14 protein-coding genes are annotated in these 15,737 nt (G+C 44.8%); 7 read left to right on the forward strand and 7 right to left on the reverse strand.

The window, feature by feature from the left end; genetic code table 11:
- Both H5336_RS11785 and H5336_RS11790 read right to left on the reverse strand, forming a co-directional pair.
- Complete coding sequence (locus H5336_RS11785; protein ID WP_185234392.1) at positions 1-909, reverse strand: tyrosine-type recombinase/integrase; 909 nt, start codon at positions 907-909, stop codon at positions 1-3.
- A gap of 169 nt (positions 910-1,078) precedes the next feature.
- Complete coding sequence (locus H5336_RS11790) at positions 1,079-1,660, reverse strand: TetR/AcrR family transcriptional regulator (RefSeq protein ID WP_185234394.1); 582 nt, start codon at positions 1,658-1,660, stop codon at positions 1,079-1,081.
- 143 nt (positions 1,661-1,803) lie between these two features.
- On the opposite strand from H5336_RS11790, the gene H5336_RS11795 reads away from it, so the two are divergent.
- The gene (locus H5336_RS11795) at positions 1,804-2,220 is read left to right on the forward strand and encodes a GFA family protein (protein ID WP_185234396.1); all 417 of its coding nucleotides are present in this window, start codon (positions 1,804-1,806) and stop codon (positions 2,218-2,220) included.
- Between the two features lie 75 nt (positions 2,221-2,295).
- Here the strand turns inward: H5336_RS11795 and H5336_RS11800 are convergent, their stop codons facing one another.
- Positions 2,296-3,243: an IS30 family transposase gene (locus tag H5336_RS11800; protein ID WP_185234398.1), complete on the reverse strand. Its 948-nt coding sequence runs from the start codon at positions 3,241-3,243 to the stop codon at positions 2,296-2,298.
- A 378-nt stretch (positions 3,244-3,621) separates the two neighbouring features.
- On the opposite strand from H5336_RS11800, the gene H5336_RS11805 reads away from it, so the two are divergent.
- Together H5336_RS11805 and H5336_RS11810 are read left to right on the forward strand one after the other, a co-directional pair.
- Positions 3,622-5,412: a cellulose binding domain-containing protein gene (locus tag H5336_RS11805; RefSeq protein ID WP_185234400.1), complete on the forward strand. Its 1,791-nt coding sequence runs from the start codon at positions 3,622-3,624 to the stop codon at positions 5,410-5,412.
- A 478-nt stretch (positions 5,413-5,890) separates the two neighbouring features.
- Entirely contained in the window at positions 5,891-8,110 is a 2,220-nt protein-coding gene (locus H5336_RS11810; RefSeq protein ID WP_185234402.1) for a BACON domain-containing protein, read from the forward strand.
- A 337-nt stretch (positions 8,111-8,447) separates the two neighbouring features.
- Here the strand turns inward: H5336_RS11810 and H5336_RS22995 are convergent, their stop codons facing one another.
- Entirely contained in the window at positions 8,448-9,053 is a 606-nt protein-coding gene (locus tag H5336_RS22995; RefSeq protein ID WP_313557009.1) for a hypothetical protein, read from the reverse strand.
- Positions 9,054-9,846: 793 nt separating this feature from the next.
- Between H5336_RS22995 and H5336_RS11820 the strand changes: the two genes are divergently transcribed.
- Positions 9,847-10,218: a glutathione S-transferase N-terminal domain-containing protein gene (locus H5336_RS11820; protein ID WP_185234403.1), complete on the forward strand. Its 372-nt coding sequence runs from the start codon at positions 9,847-9,849 to the stop codon at positions 10,216-10,218.
- A 535-nt stretch (positions 10,219-10,753) separates the two neighbouring features.
- Here H5336_RS11820 and H5336_RS11825 read toward each other — a convergent pair.
- The 3 genes from H5336_RS11825 to H5336_RS11835 form a co-directional block, all read right to left on the reverse strand.
- A complete protein-coding gene (locus tag H5336_RS11825; RefSeq protein WP_185234404.1) occupies positions 10,754-11,695 on the reverse strand; it encodes an NADP-dependent oxidoreductase in 942 nt (313 codons plus the stop codon).
- A 280-nt stretch (positions 11,696-11,975) separates the two neighbouring features.
- Positions 11,976-12,278 carry a type II toxin-antitoxin system RelE/ParE family toxin gene (locus tag H5336_RS11830; protein WP_185234405.1) on the reverse strand — a complete coding sequence of 101 codons (303 nt, stop codon included), beginning with the start codon at positions 12,276-12,278 and terminating at the stop codon, positions 11,976-11,978.
- Positions 12,278-12,517 (reverse strand): type II toxin-antitoxin system ParD family antitoxin, encoded by a 240-nt coding sequence (locus H5336_RS11835; protein WP_185234406.1) that lies wholly within the window; start codon positions 12,515-12,517, stop codon positions 12,278-12,280. Before H5336_RS11835 ends, H5336_RS11830 begins: the two co-directional genes overlap by 1 nt.
- A gap of 301 nt (positions 12,518-12,818) precedes the next feature.
- Between H5336_RS11835 and H5336_RS11840 the strand changes: the two genes are divergently transcribed.
- The 3 genes from H5336_RS11840 to H5336_RS11850 all read left to right on the forward strand — a co-directional run bounded on the left by H5336_RS11840 (position 12,819) and on the right by H5336_RS11850 (position 15,729).
- Positions 12,819-12,995: a hypothetical protein gene (locus tag H5336_RS11840; RefSeq protein WP_185234407.1), complete on the forward strand. Its 177-nt coding sequence runs from the start codon at positions 12,819-12,821 to the stop codon at positions 12,993-12,995.
- A gap of 445 nt (positions 12,996-13,440) precedes the next feature.
- Positions 13,441-13,917 carry a YcxB family protein gene (locus H5336_RS11845; RefSeq protein WP_185234408.1) on the forward strand — a complete coding sequence of 159 codons (477 nt, stop codon included), beginning with the start codon at positions 13,441-13,443 and terminating at the stop codon, positions 13,915-13,917.
- 240 nt (positions 13,918-14,157) lie between these two features.
- Positions 14,158-15,729 (forward strand): maltoporin, encoded by a 1,572-nt coding sequence (locus H5336_RS11850; protein ID WP_185234410.1) that lies wholly within the window; start codon positions 14,158-14,160, stop codon positions 15,727-15,729.
- The last annotated feature ends 8 nt before the right edge of the window (positions 15,730-15,737 follow it).

Consider the following 15,737-nt stretch of genomic DNA (forward strand, 5'->3'; position numbering starts at 1 on the left):
CTATTCAGCCTCCGTCGTAGGGACGATATTGAGCCGATTTACCATGCGGTTAATAATCTTGTCAGTATCTTTTTGCGTTACGTCGGTTAGCTGGGTATAGAGGGCCGTTGTTTTTGGACAATCGTGTCCCATCTCCGTTTGAATGGCGCGCTGGGTTACGCCATTTTCCACCAATAAAGCGCCGTAGCAATGGCGCAGTGTGTGTGGTGTTGCGTGTTTGTGTATACCAACAGAAGCTAGGATGGCTTTAAATGATTTTTGTAGCCCCCCGCGGTCCATGATTTTGGTAGCGCTTTGGCGTTCTTGGTGATTGCGCCCGGCGGGGAAAATCATATCAGGGTGTCGATGTGTGGCCCAATATTGCCTGAGGTGAATCAGTGTTGCTTGCGGTAAGGTGACGAACCGGTCTTTTTTACCCTTTCCTAGGCGGATATGGACCTTCATGCGCTGCGCATCAATATCACCAATGCGTAGGTTTAGTGTTTCGTGAATACGGAGTCCCATGCTGAATGCCGTTAGTATAAATACCTGATAGCGGCGTTCATGCGTGCCATTGATCATCCGCTCAATTTCTTTGAGGGTTAATATATCCGGCAGAACTTTCTTCTGAGGGGGTTTAACAATGTCGACCCATTGCCAGTGCTTGTTGAGTACGTGTTTATAGAAAAACTGCAGGCCATTACGGTCCACCTTGACCGTGCTCCAGGAGTGGGTTTTTGTGAGCGAAGAGAAGTAGTCTTTGAGGTCATCTTGTGTCAATCGGTCGGGAACGCGATCAAAGAATTCGGTGATGCGCCGCAGTGCTCGACTGTATCCGTCAATGGTATTGTCAGCCTTGCCTTGACGGCGCAATGCGTTAATATGACGTTGGTACAGCGAACCAAATCGTGCTTGTTGTGCCTTTCTCATAAATAATGCCTCAAGTTGTCGTACTCGGATGTGAGTACGTAGGGGGATTGTTTATGAGAAATCAGAATTTTGATACTTGCCGCAAAGCGGCTTCGTTCAACAAGGCGCTCCTGCTGAAAACCATAAGCTACGGCTTCGCCTCCTCTTATGTTTTCAGCAGAGCTTGGCGTTATATTCCACCCAATTTTACACCTGCTTCTCGTCTGCAAGCTGCTAATAAGCTTTCAATCGAATCTTGACGCTGAAGCGTTCTAGCTATGGCGACGGCGCCAATCATCATTGCTGTAACTGACAAAATATCTTGTTCGTCGCAGTCGCAATAACTACTTGCGTACTCCATAATTGCTGTATTCATGCCATAGTAAACGTCAGCATAAGCTGTCTTTATTGCGTTATCCTGCATGTTGATATCTGTGGCCAAGAAGGCTAACGGACAAGTCAAAGAGCGCTCTCCATTCACATGTTCCGAGCTCAGGTATGTATTTAGCAGCAAAGACAACCATTGTTTATTGGTGGTGTCCTCTGGTTTAAGGCCGGCAAGTTTAGTACTGCAGGCTCTAAATTTTAGTGCCTCACGGTAAAGCTCTGCTTTGTTGGTGAAATGCGCATAAAACCCGCCTCTAGTAAGCCCGCAGTTACTCATCAAGTCATCGATTGTAACTCCCTCAAAACCCTTTATTGCAAATAGTCTAAAGGAGCTATCAAGAATTTTATCTCGGGTTTTGTTTTTGTGCGTCTCTGTATATGGCATAGGGCTATCCCTGATTATTACTATATATGTTCTTTATCATATATAAAATCCGATCTAAGATGAAGCTACATCTATGGTAATGAAATTAAATATGTATATTCATTACTATATTGTCGTCGGCCATTAGCCATACTGGGGATTACGTGGAAAAGCATATTGGAAGTTGTCGCTGCGGCGGCATTGAATTTTACTTTTATAACGACCCGATCAATTCTATTTTTTGCTATTGCAAGGAGTGCCAATCGCTCACTGGATCGGACAAATGGTTTGGACTGTGGGTGCCAAAAGATAATTTTAAATTTACTAAAGGCACGCCTTCAACGTATACGCGGGCTGGAGATTCAGGTAAAGACGTAAATTATAAGTTCTGCGGTAATTGTAGCACTGCTTTGTGTGCTGAGATAACTGCGGGTAATTTTTACTCTGTATCAGCAACTTCATTGAAAAGTATTAAGTTCAATCCAAAAATGTCAATTTACGCATCATCAGCACCATCATGGGCGATCTTACCCAACGATGTACCAAAATTTGATACTCTACCGCCAGGAATGGGAGGCTAAATATCTAACAAAAACAGACGGCAGTAAATTTACGAGCACAAACTTGAGTTTTCAAGTGAAGTGCAACAAAATATTTTATCGCACATAGACTTGCTCCGGAGTTTTCATATTTACTATTTTTCTAGGACGTCTATTTAGTTTTAACGCGATATCATCATAGTCAGCTTGTGTTATATGTTTCATTGATTTGCCTTTTGGTAAATATTGGCGAATAAGTCCATTTGTATTTTCGTTGAGCCCGCGCTCCCAGGAGTGATACGGGTTAGCGAAATAGAATTTTGTTCCTGTGGCATCTTCGATGTCTTTATATCCGTGAAATTCGGTACCGTTGTCAGCTGTGATGGTTTTTACCTGATTAACCTCTCTTTTAATTAGCTCAATAGTTCTGCGGTTTAATTCGTCTTTAGTGCGAGCTTCAAGTTTTCCTATTATGGTGTACTTGCTTTTTCTATCGACTATGGTGACGATGCTATGGAGATCGCTGGAGCCATGAACGGTATCTATCTCAAAATGCCCTATACGGCTTTTGTTTTCAGCGGCTTTAGGCCTTGTTGAGATATGAGCCTTTTCTGGTAGGATTCCACGTGAATCGGCGCTTCTATAGCGCTTACGACGCTTTTTGTTCGATTGGCGCAAGTGTTTGTATAGGTCGCCGTTACAGCATCGGTCATACCAAATATATCGATAGACCGTCGGATAGCTAACTTTGAAAATCTTATTAGCTGCAAGCCATAGAGATACTTGCTCGGGGCTCCAATCGAGTCGAATCAAGGCAATAATCATTTGCCATTCAAGGTCAGAAAAATACCATTTTTGCCGAGACTCGCGACGGATACGTGAAGTACGCTTAACTGCCCGAGCCGCACAGTACTTTCCGTCTGTACGGCGGTTTCGTTTAAGCTCGGGGGATATGGAGCCAGGAGAGCGACCTAGCTCCCGAGCGATATAGGCTTGAGATTTTCGTTGCTTTAGTAAGGTTGCTATAGTATATCTTTCTTCTGTGGTGAGCTGGTGGTACGTCATGAGATTCCTCTTCTTGCCGGTTGAGTAAAACCATGAGTATCCCAGTTCACCCTATAAAAAGGAATATTTGGGTGTGTTGCACTTACATCGTAAATCCAGCTCTTTTTTGAGCATTAGACTTTAGTCTAATATTTTAAACCGAAATATATAACCATGTGCTTATGGCAAAATAAATTGTTAATAAGTGTGCCTGCTATTTCTATATAAAAGTCTGCTCGTATAATTGATTGATTCAGTGGTGGCAGGCCTGTACTGCGTTAATCTAGTATTCGTCTTTAATCTTGAATAGAAAAATAAAACGATTGGGCGTGAGTACTGACTTTAATTCTTGGTTTTTCTTCAACTACCTATCAATCAACGTAGCAATAGGGATTTGTTATGCGCATCTACAATAAGATAAATGAGTATTGGTATAAGTTTTTTGTAGTGGGTACTTTTTGTGCCGTTTCAACAATAAGTTATGCCAATTTCAATTGTGAGCTATCGATTTCTAACGAGTGGACATCCGGGGGTACTGCTAACCTCAGTATTCATAATAATGGTTTTGAAGCCGCAACTTGGGCAACGATCCTCGCCGAATTCCCCGAAGGAATTACGGTTTCAAGTAGCTGGGGTGCAACATCGGTTGTGGCAGGTAATCAATTGCATCAGTTCTCTGCCGAAAATTGGAATGCGTCTGTTGCAGCCGATGCTGTGGCAACTGTTGGTTTTCAGTACTCGAATGTCAGCGGAGCCGATATTGCAACGGCACAATTATCCGGTGATTGCAAAAACACCGAAAATAGGCCGCCTGTAGCGTTGTTTACGACAACATTATCTGGATATACTATTATGCTGGATGCCGGCAGCTCCTCCGATCCAGATGGCGATACTCTAACTTACACTTGGTACCTCGATGGAGAGTTGATTATCGGCCCGTCCACATCGCCGACAGGGCGACCAACAGTCTCAAAAGGTACGCATGACATTGCATTGGTTGTAAGTGATGGTGAACTAACCGATGAGTTAACGTTAACCCGTACGCAAATCTACCCCTATAACCCTACGGCAAAATTTAGAGTTGCTACTAATGGTTTAACGGTTGAGCTGGATGCGAGCGAATCATTTAGCCGCCTTTCCCAAACGGTTAACAAAATAAATGCGTATGAATGGGATTTTGGGGATGGAAATACCGGAGCGGGTGAATTCACGAACCACACCTATGAAGCGAGTGGTGATTACACCATAAGCCTAACGGTTGTGGACGATCAAGGTTCCGGAACTGCAACTCGCGACATTTCAATTAGTTCAGGGCCTAATACCCCCCCAACAGTCAATATTCAGTGTGAGACGGGTATTCTATACGCCGATAATTTTGAGCTTAACTTTGGCTATTCCACTTACCAAATGTCGTGTGGTGCCGGCGCAGAAGACGCGGAGGGAGATTCGTTAACCTACACCTGGGACCTGGGTGATGGTAGCGCTGCATACACAACATTGTACGGCGGTTTTATCCATGCTTATGCGGAAAGCGGTACCCATACGATTACTTTAACGGTAAGTGATGGTGTGAATATTGTTACCGAATCCAAAGATATTGAGGCGGTTGGCAATGGTTACCCACCAGTGGGGGAGTTGAACTGTGTTGCTGATGGGCTAGTGGTTACCTGTAAAGCGACAGCGACAGATGCCGACGGCAACGTCCCTACTTTGTTATACACGATAGGTGGCGGAGCCTACGGTGCAATCTATACCGGCGCAGGCGAAATAGAATACAGTGAACATTTCAAGGAAGCCGGTGAAGTAAGAATCGTTGTTTACGTTTTAGATTCAAACTACGGTGTACAACTTAGTCAATGGTTAACTTTGGAAGAATCGGCACCAGCAACCAGCTGCGAATACGTCGTTGCCAGCTCATGGGGCGAACAGTTTCAGGGAAGTATCACCATTACCAACAACAGCGACGAAGTTGTGAACGGGTGGGATGTAACCTGGGAGTACACCGATGGTTCGACAATTACCAACGTGTGGAATGCCAATTTGTCAGGCACTAAGCCTTATAACGCTGCCAGCTTTGACTGGAATGCAAGCATTCAGCCCGGTGAAAGCGTGAGTTTTGGATTTAATGGAGCTAATGGCGGCGATACCGCAAGTGTGCCCGTATTAAGTGGCGTTATTTGTGGGAAGTAAGTAAATTTGGGGTTGCTTATCTGTCTTACACGCAGTTTTTTATGTAAGAGGGTAGTGCTAATCATTTTGCGAAAAGCCAGTGCTCAATGAGTGCTGGCTTTTATGTTTTTTTAAAGCACGTAGGGGACTAATTTTTGGCAGCCAGATTCTACAAAAAAGAGTTGTAAAAACTGCCTATATTTTCCCCTCCCAAGGGCTGGCAAAAATTCGCGGTGCATAGCTGCCAAGCTAGAAAACCCTCAAAGGGGGGTAATATTAGAGATTTTGCGCGAGCGGGATTCAGCTCTTGCAGAACGTCTAATGAGAAAAAATTTTTGAGGCAAGTGTTAGTGTGGATGTCCACAAGTGTTTGGTTTAATGGCGCGTGTCTTTCCGTAATCACTGGTATGGTGTTATTGTGTCAGCTAATGGCTAAGGCAGGATAGCGTGCACCAGACAGCGCGTTACAAATAAAATAATAACAATGTAGGGACTTATTATGCGGAGTAAGCTTCGTGTTTGCGCCTTTCTGGCGATCTCAATTGTGTTAATGGCTTGTGGTGGTGGCGGTTCATCGTCCGGTGGAGGCAGCTCCGCAAATACCGGCTCTACGGGTCCTCAGTCTAGGCTGACAGTTACCGATGTTTCCATAACGTCTAACGGCTGGATTATGTCTATCGACGCCAATGTACCTTGGTCCATTGAAACTGAGGACTGGGTTCGGCTGAGTCCAACCAGTAGCAGCGGCAGCCAGACTGTCTCGGCCACTATTGATTACAGAGTGGCGCCGGTGGGTAGCCTTGATATTGCGTATACGGTTAGCGCTACCGATTCCAGTGGCTTGGTATCCAATAATCGGGTGCTCATAGAGAACGGCATTAGGCTTAACCCAACGATACTGGGCCTTAGTAAGATTTGGGGCGTGTATAGGCCCTCAGAGTTACAGGTTTCAACACATCTCGATTGGGTTATTGGCACTGACTTGCCGGGTATATCGTTTTCGCCAAGCTCGGGTACCGGTTCTCAAACGGTTCAAGTGCATTACGATCAGTCGCAGTTTGATGTAGGCGGTGATTATAGTGGTACTGTTACAGCGGCGAGCGGTGAGATTGAAGAAACATTACCCATTAGCATCACAATGAATGCGCCTGTATTACGTTACGATCACGACGGAGCTAGTTTCAAGTTTACCAAGGGAACGTTCGTAAGCAGCATGGAGCAGCAAATTGCTCTTAGCTTTGAGGAGGGGGCGATAGTTCCTTGGCGATTGTCTGGGTTACCTGACTGGTTGGTTGCCAGCAAAACGTCGGGGCAAACCCAAGATTTGGATTTGTTTATTTCGCCGGCCGACATCAACCTGTTAGACGGCCTATACAACGAAACCTTTGCTCTAACGCTAGATATTCCTGGTGCTCCTATTAACTGGGAAATAAATGTAGCACTAGAAGCCGATGGATTTAAGCTTCATGCACGTGACTATGCGCTCGCCCACGGAAGCTATTCTGGAGAAAGCGAGCTAACAGGCAATATAGCTATTGGTAATTTTCCTGAGCAAGAGATCGTTCTGGAAGCCACGGCAGATCAAGACTGGATAAGTTTCGGTTTACAGGATGGAGATAGTGTTTCTTATACACTTGCAACGGATGGATTGGTCTCTGGTATACATAGCGCTTCCATAATTGTTTCTGCACTGGATAACAAGAGTATTACACCGGCCATAGTGCAGTTAGTTGTGTACAAAGCTAGCGAGTTTGAGTACAACAAAGAGAAGCAAATCGCTGACGACTTAATCCCGATTACTACCGACAAACTTTTGCCCTATCTCTATATGGGGGAACCAGATAGCAATCAATTGCAAAGGCTTAACCTGCATACAAACAACTACGAGACACCATTGTCTTTTACTGCAGAGGCAGAGATAACCCAGTACGTGTTTTCAGACGACGGTCAAATTCTCGTTACCGATAATCAGGCAACCCAAACAATTGAGGCGTGGAACCTGCGTACTGGTGAAAGAATGTATGAATCTGTACCGCTTGATAATGTAAATGACATTCAGTACTTAAGGGCTAGTGGAAAAGCGTTTTTATATGTTGGTGACACTTGGTTGGAAGCCGCGACTGGGGAGCAGGTAGAAACCTTCGAAGATAGCGGCGCTACTGTAGCTCTGGGTGCGGTGCCCCTAGAGATTTCGCCTATCGGGCACGCTTTTTACGGATTGAATGATGAGTGCGATGTGTATGTTCAGCAGCTGGCCTATAATGGCGCAGTGGGTAAAATTCTATTGCAAGACTCGGCAATTCGCGCGCATAGCGAATGTAGTAGTGGAAAAATTTTTACAGCCTCAAATAGTGATCACCTGTTCCTCAATAAATTCGTAGACAGTTCGTTTACACAAAGGTATGCAATTACAGAGCTTAACGTGAGCTTCGATGGCGGCTATGGGCCAGCGATAGGAACTGAAGTTTTTGCTGCTGCATTGGCCCAAAGTGGCGAGCTATATAGGCTCTCTAAAAGAATAGAGGGTGAAGATGTAGCCTTCTACTATGAATACTTTACTAATGAGTTTGTTCCGTACCTGCACTACACTATTCCGAGTAATAAAATACCCGACGCCCACCTTTTTGTAACAGGCGATTCGAATTTTACATCGTACTTTTTTAGTTTTGATGACGATGTTACGAGTAAATGGATACATACTCTCTATAACAGCTACTGAGTCCGGTTAATCTTGGTAACACCCCCCCTGTTAACCCGGGGGGGTAATCAGAGGTTTGTAGTGAGCTAAAAAACAAAGATCCAGTTAAATACAAAGACTATGAATCTACAGATTGTATAACGTGTAACGTGGAAGATATAAAGAAGATATAAGACAGCCATATTAAGAAAAAATACAGCCGAATAGCTAGTAGATTTGTAGGCTAGTACGTTGTTATTTGTCCCCGTTACCTGTGTGCCACATATAGGCGACAAATGGCCAAAATAGCCAGATTTCGAACGAGTTTAATCCTCTCTTGGGGAGGAAGTGGGGCGGGGCTTAATATCGGTTGGGAATGTTAGTGGAGTACCGCTTCACAATTGGCGTAAGCCGGTCTTCTTTGCAGTCCTAACGCCTTTACTGCAAGCATAAGCTTCTCCTTACAGCCAACCAAACTTTTGAATTTAGATTCAAACTGGGTGGTCAGTATAAGCCATTCACGGCTGGAGATATTGAGGCGCTCAAGAATGGGAGGCAAGTTATTGTCGATAAAGCCACGCTTGTATTCACGAATAGCCCTTCCGGTAATATCTACAAGCTGCACGTAATCTTGTAGATGAAAGGGTAGGCCCTGGGGCATGGGTTCTCTTGGGTTACCCACAAATTCGGCGAGTTTTAATTGCTTTGAATTATCTGTTTTTAGGGTATCAATACGGCGTTTAATGGAGGTGTGCTCAGATTCCTCAGGGGTCTTGGCCATTTTGGCTCGAATGGGGTTCAAATCCACGTAGGCCATACAGGCGGCTAAGGCTTTTTCATCGAGCAAAGCTTGTGATTTAAACCAGCGCTGACCAACATGGATGTTGGAATTGCAGGTTTTGCAGGAGCAAAAACCTGTCCAGAAGCGTCCTGTACATTGATCTTCGGCGTTTGCCATGCGGGCAATGGGCTCGTTAAGGCCCACATCCAGCGGCTGATATTGGCTAGTTTAAGCCGCCATTGATCCAGCTTTTCTTTAACGGCAAGCCATTGGGCTTCGTCGAGTAGCTCACCCCTAAAATTTCTGAGTTAAGAGGGTGCCTTTGTAGAGCTTGTGCCAGCGTTCACATACTTCTAGGTCCGTTAGGCTTTGGGCTTCAGCCAGATTGATGTGTAGCACCACATGGTGGTGGTTACTCATTACGGCGTAGGCACACACGTCAATGCAGAAAATCTCACCCAAAAATAGAATACGGTCTTCAACCCATTGGCGGCGGTATTCGTAATCTTTGCCGGTTAGCGCATCAAGGCCACAGAGAAAGGCTCTGCGTACACAGCGAGAGGTACACGACTGCAGGACGCAGGAGGTAGAGCGACGCAGGATGCCAAAGCCGAGTGGTAGTAGGGTGTGGCTTCTAGGGAGATTTGTTGCTTCCTTGAGTTTCTTTTTGCTGTTGTAATGTACAGTGGTTTGCGGCGGGGTTCAAGTGTTAGTGTGGATGTCCGCGAGTGTTAGTTCCCTGGACACATTTTGGCACGGCGTAGAACTCAGATTGTTAAAAGCCCCGCTCTATAGGCCCTGCTAGTAAGGAATCTGGTATGAGTCTGGTATGAGTCTGGTCATACCTTACTTGTATCACGTAGAATACGCCGCCTAAAGCTCCAGACTAACGGGCCACATAATCCGCAGACCCGGAGTTCGAGTCAGGGACGGCCATTTTTTTATCTCTCATTGTTTTTTGATTCACCCAAGCAAGCACACTTTAAAAGGTTGGAATATGTCGATCATTCACAAGCTACTGGGCGCCATTATTTTACTTATCGATTGGCTGACAACACCCAAGAGTGTGCGTCGTAGCGATCACCAGCAAACCGCGATTAATGAGCAGGCCAAAGCTTTAACTCTTTATCAGTACAAGGCCTGTCCCTTTTGCGTAAAAGTTCGACGCTCGATGAAGCGGCACGCTTTGCCGATCGAAACACGCGATGCCAAACGTTCCGAAACGGCAAAACATGAATTGGTTAACGGCGGTGGTAAACTCAAAGTGCCTTGCCTTAAAATCATCGACAGCAGTGGCGACGTGAACTGGATGTATGAATCCAAAGCGATTATTCGGTACTTGGAAGAGCGGTTCACGCAGGCGGCTTGATGCTCTTCATGCCCTCATAAGGTTTTCACAACGCTTGCGAGCTTCGCGCAGCTGCGATACGTGCATTCTTTCTAGACAAGTCAAACCTACGTTGTTTACTGCTAGCGATGAACCGTCCCATATCCGCCTCCAGGCGAAATTGCATGAGTATATAAAACCAGACTAAATCAGAATTTTTTATCACTACTATTCTCTAAAGCTAAATTTTTTTTTGCCTAAAGCGACGCTTCGTTGTTATATCTGGGTTATTCCCTTTATCATAATATGTAGAGAATGGTTTTGCTAAAGTATTCTTTACAGCCTCGCGGGTAGGTTCTTCTAATTTATAAATTAAGCGATCTTTTTTGGGGTGCGCTTAGACCAAAAGTTAGCTCACTCAAACCATGAGCTTCAGCCATATGGATATGTAACACCACCTGGTGGTATTACGCATGACGCGCATAGCGTAGTCACGACGAAGAGTAAGCCCCGCGCAGCTCCAATTTAGGTGATATGCCCAATAAATACTTGGGCATATCATTATCACTGCAGTTATTTACGCTGAAACGTTGATTATAATTTTACCTTGCGCGCGACCCGTTTCACTGCGGTCGTGCGCTTCTGCTACCTGATCTAACGTGAACTCACTGTCAATGTTAACTTTTAACTTACCTGCATCAGCAAGCTCTGCTAGCTTCTCTAGTTGTTCTCGGTTCGGCTGTACAAAGCAGAAAGATGCAGAGACACCATGTTTAGTCGCAATAGCATGATCTGGATTTTCCGTAACGGAAACCAGGCGTCCACCTTTTTTTAATGTTTTCCAGCTGTTCGCTTGCGTATCACCACCAATGGTATCGAATACAACGTCAATATCTTTTAACTCCGAGAAGTCTTCCTTATTATAATCAATGGTTTGATCGGCACCGAGGCTCTTTACCAGCTCTGTGTTTCTTGACGACGTTGTTGTATAAACATAAGCGCCACGGAGTTTTGCTAACTGGATAGCGAATTGCCCTACAGCACCAGAACCTGCGTGAATTAACGCACGCTCGCCTGCTTCTAATTTGGCAAATTCATAGAGCGACTGCCATGCCGTTAATGCGGCCAATGGTACCCCGGCCGCTTCTTGCCAGGTTAGTGAGTTAGGTTTAATCGCAGCTTCATCAGCCGCCACGGTCTGATATTCGGCATAGCTGCCGTTTTTGGTTATATCCGGACGGCTATATACAGCGTCTCCTACTTTGAGGTTATCTACATTTTTACCAATGGCAGCAACTTCACCTGAAACATCCCAGCCCAATGTTAATGGCAATAGATGATTAAGCATTGGCTGTAAGTAGCCTTCTCGAATTTTCCAATCTACTGGGTTCACGGATGCCGATTTTACTTTGATGAGTATTTCGTTATCGGCGGGCGTTGGTATGGCGATGTCATTCAACATTAATACGTTGCGGTCACCAAAACTATTGATTTGAACTGCTTTCATTAAGTTGCTCATAAATTCTCTTTTCAGGTGCTTGATTGCCAATGTGCAGGTAGCATACATCTAAATGCTTGGCTTAGGTGGTGTGGGTACTCGAAAATACGGGCCTTCGGGTGAAGCCTTGGGCTATGTGTTGGTAATGCTGATGGTAGTGTTATGGAGGTGTTCTGATTGTGGAGGTGTTACATCCTAGGCTGTTCAGCAAAAACAGCTACCTAGGCCATGCATAATTACGCGGCGAAATCCTGCGGCGATGGACGCCCTACCCTGAATGTCTTTCGTCTGTTTTGCGGCATTATGCCTCAATTAGTAATGGCTTGGTGTCCACTCTCTTATGAAGAACTCGTATAACGTTAGTGTGAGAGGAAGGAAGTATTGTGTAAAAAAATATATGGCTTGTAACGGGAAATTTTAGGTAGCCGGTTTTTATATAATCACAGGCGTTACTCAATTCGGAAGTATCGGCAAGCAATTGGAAAGCTTCGTCAAACTGCCGCATATACATTTTACGCTGCTCTTTGCCCCATTTGCGTTGAGTATAGGCTGCAATAGATTTCAAATCACTTTTAGCGAGCTTGGTAAGCTGAAATGTACCCATTAACTCAGCTCGTCATCCAGCTCATTCATAAAGCTTTCGTAGCGATATTCAGCAGCGCCGCTTTTTTCGCCTTCTTCAAGCAAGTGCCGGAGTGTGGCAAGCTTTTGCTCGCTGCCCTCTAGTACTCTTAAGCCTGCACGAACTACTTCGCTGGCGGAGGCGTAACGACCCTCGGCTATTTGTTGGGCTATAAAGCCGTCAAAGTGGTCTCCAAGGGTCATACTGGTGTTTTTTGGCATGTTGGGGTACCTTGAATATCAAATATAGGTATATGATGGTACTTGGGCGTAATCATACCGTCAACCAAGCGCCGCTTGCTACGCTCGCTTTGGGGTGCAGCGCCATGTTACCCCTATGTTCCACTGCACTTGCCGCGCTTTTTAAGCGGTATTTAGTGATGGCGTTAATTTCAATCGTTGTTTTTTAATGGTGATAGTGACAATCGAATTTCCCTATTCGCTACTACAGGTCTGGGCTTAAATTTGCTACTAGAGACTATCGAAGTGGGCATTTAGACCAATATTTATCTTGGAGGATATAATGAGCAAGAAATCTACCAAAGACTCAGTAACTAATGCCAGCGTTCGCATTTCAATTGAGGAGCAAACGGCTGCCTTTTTAAATTCAGGTGGGTCTATCCAGCAAATAGACAAGGGCACAAGTGGGCAGGTTAGTCACGCAAGTCCGGAAAAATCTAATGTGAAAAATAGCTCATAGGTTCAACGTTTGGTGTGAGAAAACTTACCCACACCGCCGCTTAGATAGTCATAGATTCGAAAAAAGTAGTTGCTTTTTGATAACAACCACTTCCGATAATTTCGTCGCTAGTGTCTACCTTTTTGAAAAAATCCGTACTATAGACTTGTCGAGTATCAGCCCCTGTATATACAAATTTACGGCGTTGAAAGCTTGCTGACGGCGGCGTAATATTCGACTGGCCACGGCTTTTTGCACACAAATAACACCCGTTAGTTTTTTGTCGGGTTCAAGTGTTAGCCTAGGTGTAAGTGAGCGAAGAGTGTTTAGGTTGTTATAGAAATAGCATGCGTTTCTTTGGGTTAACTATTCGATATTCTATATTTGATAGCGGCTGCAGTTTTGGCCTATTAATGGCTGTGGCCTAAAGCAATAAATACCAACGTACTCATAATTAGCGGCTTCTATGCAACCTTTTAATACCCAATTTACATTGTCTCGTGAATATCTTGCTGAATGTTTTGATCAGTCGTTACCCCATGGGAAAAATCCCAAGCCCAACTTTTTATTCCCTGCATTGTTGTTTTCTTCTGGTGCGGCATTACTCTTTTTTTCTGAGCATTATAAGTTTGTAGCGAGTATGTCAATTGCTTTGGGCGTACTGGAGCTGATCCACATTCGCTTTCGGAGAGCTTGGTGGTTAGCTCGGCAGATGTGGGGGAAAAGTGCCGGTTGTGAAGTGAAATTAAACATAAATGAAGACGGAGTTCAAACGCAGAACCCCTATACGAAAACAGTGCTATTGTGGACCGATATCAAAAGGGTAATTGAAACCGATTTAGGGCTCATTCTAGTGGCTAAATCTGGAGGTCAGCAGTACCTGTCTAAAACGTTATTTTCTGCCGAGTTGATTGGCGACATTGTTGCTAGGGTTGACGGTTAAGAGTCCTTTCTAAAAAATAGTGCCACAACTACAGCAAAGAACAAGACGTACTACGATAACCTAGCTTTCGGTTATCTATACACAAGCCAGCAAAAAAAATGCGTTATTGGGGTTGCGGAGTGAAACGGTGCTGGAAAAGCCGTGCCCTTCTAAGGCGTCATATTCCTTTCAAATAGTGCTTTGACTACTCATGGCCAAATTAACTATAACCAAACAAGCAAATGGCTTTAGGGAGTTTTTTTGAATCAAATATACCGTTCAAATACTTGCGTATATCGTACATTTCTGCTCTTTATAAGCTTGGCTGTTTTCACGCATTCGGCAATAGGTGAGAGTGATGAAGGCGCTCTTATTAGCGAAGAGCGCATTAAATTACTTGAACAGCGCATAGGGCAATTAGAATCGACCGCCGATAAACAAAAAGTACAAACACGCGAGCATCGGAAAACAAACGGTATTCCCGTAAATTTCGACAATACAACTGAGAGCCGATCGGGAACAACATTTTTAGATGATAAAGAAGTAGCCGATCGCGTGGAGCGAGTACTGAATAATTACGTGGATATTTCCGGTTACTTTCGTGCGGGCTACGGGAGAAATAGCGAAGGTGGAATTCAGCCAGGATTTAAGGCGCCAGGCGCAATGGCCAAGTATCGTTTAGGCAATGAAGCGGAAAATTTCGGCGAAGTTATTATAGGTAAAAACTTTTATACGCCAGATAATTTTGCTGTGGGCCAAAATGGATCAACGGTTAGCGCGTCAGGGCCTGTTGCGCATGTACAGTTGAGAATTGATTTCTTTAACCCTCATGATGAGTTTTCGAATGCGAGCAACACCGATGTTGGTTTTCCCGAAGCGTGGGCGTCGCTTGGCAACGTTTTAAAATCGATGCCTACAGTAAAATTTTGGGCCGGCAATCGTTTTTATCGGCGTCACGATATTGGTGTTAATGATTTCTTTTTCTGGAATATGAGTGGCGGAGGTGCTGGGGTTGAAGATATTACCTTGGGCGGTGGGAAGTTGGCCGTGGCCTGGATTGGATCTGGCGCAACCAGTGGCTTTAGTAACCTTCCGCAACCCAACCCTGAAGATAAAGCGGGGTTTAGTAAAACCAATTTGGATATTCGCTTTTATGACCTTCCGGTGTTCAAAGGAAATGCAGAGATTGGCCTAATATTATCACGCGCCAAAACGGGGCTTGATGCGGAAGGTAATAGTGGGCCAGAAAGCACCGGTTATTCATTACATTTTGTCCATAGTAAATCGCAGTTTATTAGCCACGATGGCGTCAATAAATTTTCAGTTCAATATGGAACCAAGGCGGCGAAAACATTTAGTTCGGGGTTTGAAACCTTTCAGTTAGATGGTGGAACGTATATCCAGCCCGATAACGATGACTCCTGGCGTTTTCGCGTGACGGAAAATTTCTCCGCTAATATTGGCGATCACTTTTCACTGGGCCCGGTTCTAATTTATCAAGTTACAGATTACGGCGAAAATGTGGGCAAGCAAACGTGGATATCAGCCGGGGTTCGGCCAATTTACCATTTCGATGATCGCATAAGCCTTGCGTTCGAGGCTGGTTGGGATCATGTAGACTCAGAGGTCTTTGATACAAGCGACCACCTTTACAAGATAACCATTGCACCGCAAATATCCTTGGGCGGTCGTTTTAATAGTCGCCCGGTAATTCGGGCCTACGCGACCTATGCTGGATGGGGAGATGATTTTGTCGGACAGGTGGGGGGTAATGACTATTTGGGTAAAAATAATAGTGCTTCATTTGGAGTTCAAATGGAAGCATGGTGGTGAATGAGTTA

It is taken from the genome of Teredinibacter franksiae, assembly GCF_014218805.1.
Taxonomy (GTDB): Bacteria; Pseudomonadota; Gammaproteobacteria; order Pseudomonadales; family Cellvibrionaceae; genus Teredinibacter; species Teredinibacter franksiae.

What these genes read in the sequence shown, in the direction of transcription:
- H5336_RS11825 (WP_185234404.1), bottom strand. Translation starts at nt 11,695, where the DNA reads ATGAGCAACTTAATGAAAGCAGTTCAAATCAATAGTTTTGGTGACCGC.
- H5336_RS11810 (WP_185234402.1), top strand. Translation starts at nt 5,891, where the DNA reads ATGCGGAGTAAGCTTCGTGTTTGCGCCTTTCTGGCGATCTCAATTGTG.
- H5336_RS11835 (WP_185234406.1), bottom strand. Translation starts at nt 12,517, where the DNA reads ATGCCAAAAAACACCAGTATGACCCTTGGAGACCACTTTGACGGCTTT.
- H5336_RS11830 (WP_185234405.1), bottom strand. Translation starts at nt 12,278, where the DNA reads ATGGGTACATTTCAGCTTACCAAGCTCGCTAAAAGTGATTTGAAATCT.
- H5336_RS11805 (WP_185234400.1), top strand. Translation starts at nt 3,622, where the DNA reads ATGCGCATCTACAATAAGATAAATGAGTATTGGTATAAGTTTTTTGTA.
- H5336_RS11840 (WP_185234407.1), top strand. Translation starts at nt 12,819, where the DNA reads ATGAGCAAGAAATCTACCAAAGACTCAGTAACTAATGCCAGCGTTCGC.
- H5336_RS11785 (WP_185234392.1), bottom strand. Translation starts at nt 909, where the DNA reads ATGAGAAAGGCACAACAAGCACGATTTGGTTCGCTGTACCAACGTCAT.
- H5336_RS11790 (WP_185234394.1), bottom strand. Translation starts at nt 1,660, where the DNA reads ATGCCATATACAGAGACGCACAAAAACAAAACCCGAGATAAAATTCTT.
- H5336_RS11845 (WP_185234408.1), top strand. Translation starts at nt 13,441, where the DNA reads ATGCAACCTTTTAATACCCAATTTACATTGTCTCGTGAATATCTTGCT.
- H5336_RS11800 (WP_185234398.1), bottom strand. Translation starts at nt 3,243, where the DNA reads ATGACGTACCACCAGCTCACCACAGAAGAAAGATATACTATAGCAACC.
- H5336_RS11820 (WP_185234403.1), top strand. Translation starts at nt 9,847, where the DNA reads ATGTCGATCATTCACAAGCTACTGGGCGCCATTATTTTACTTATCGAT.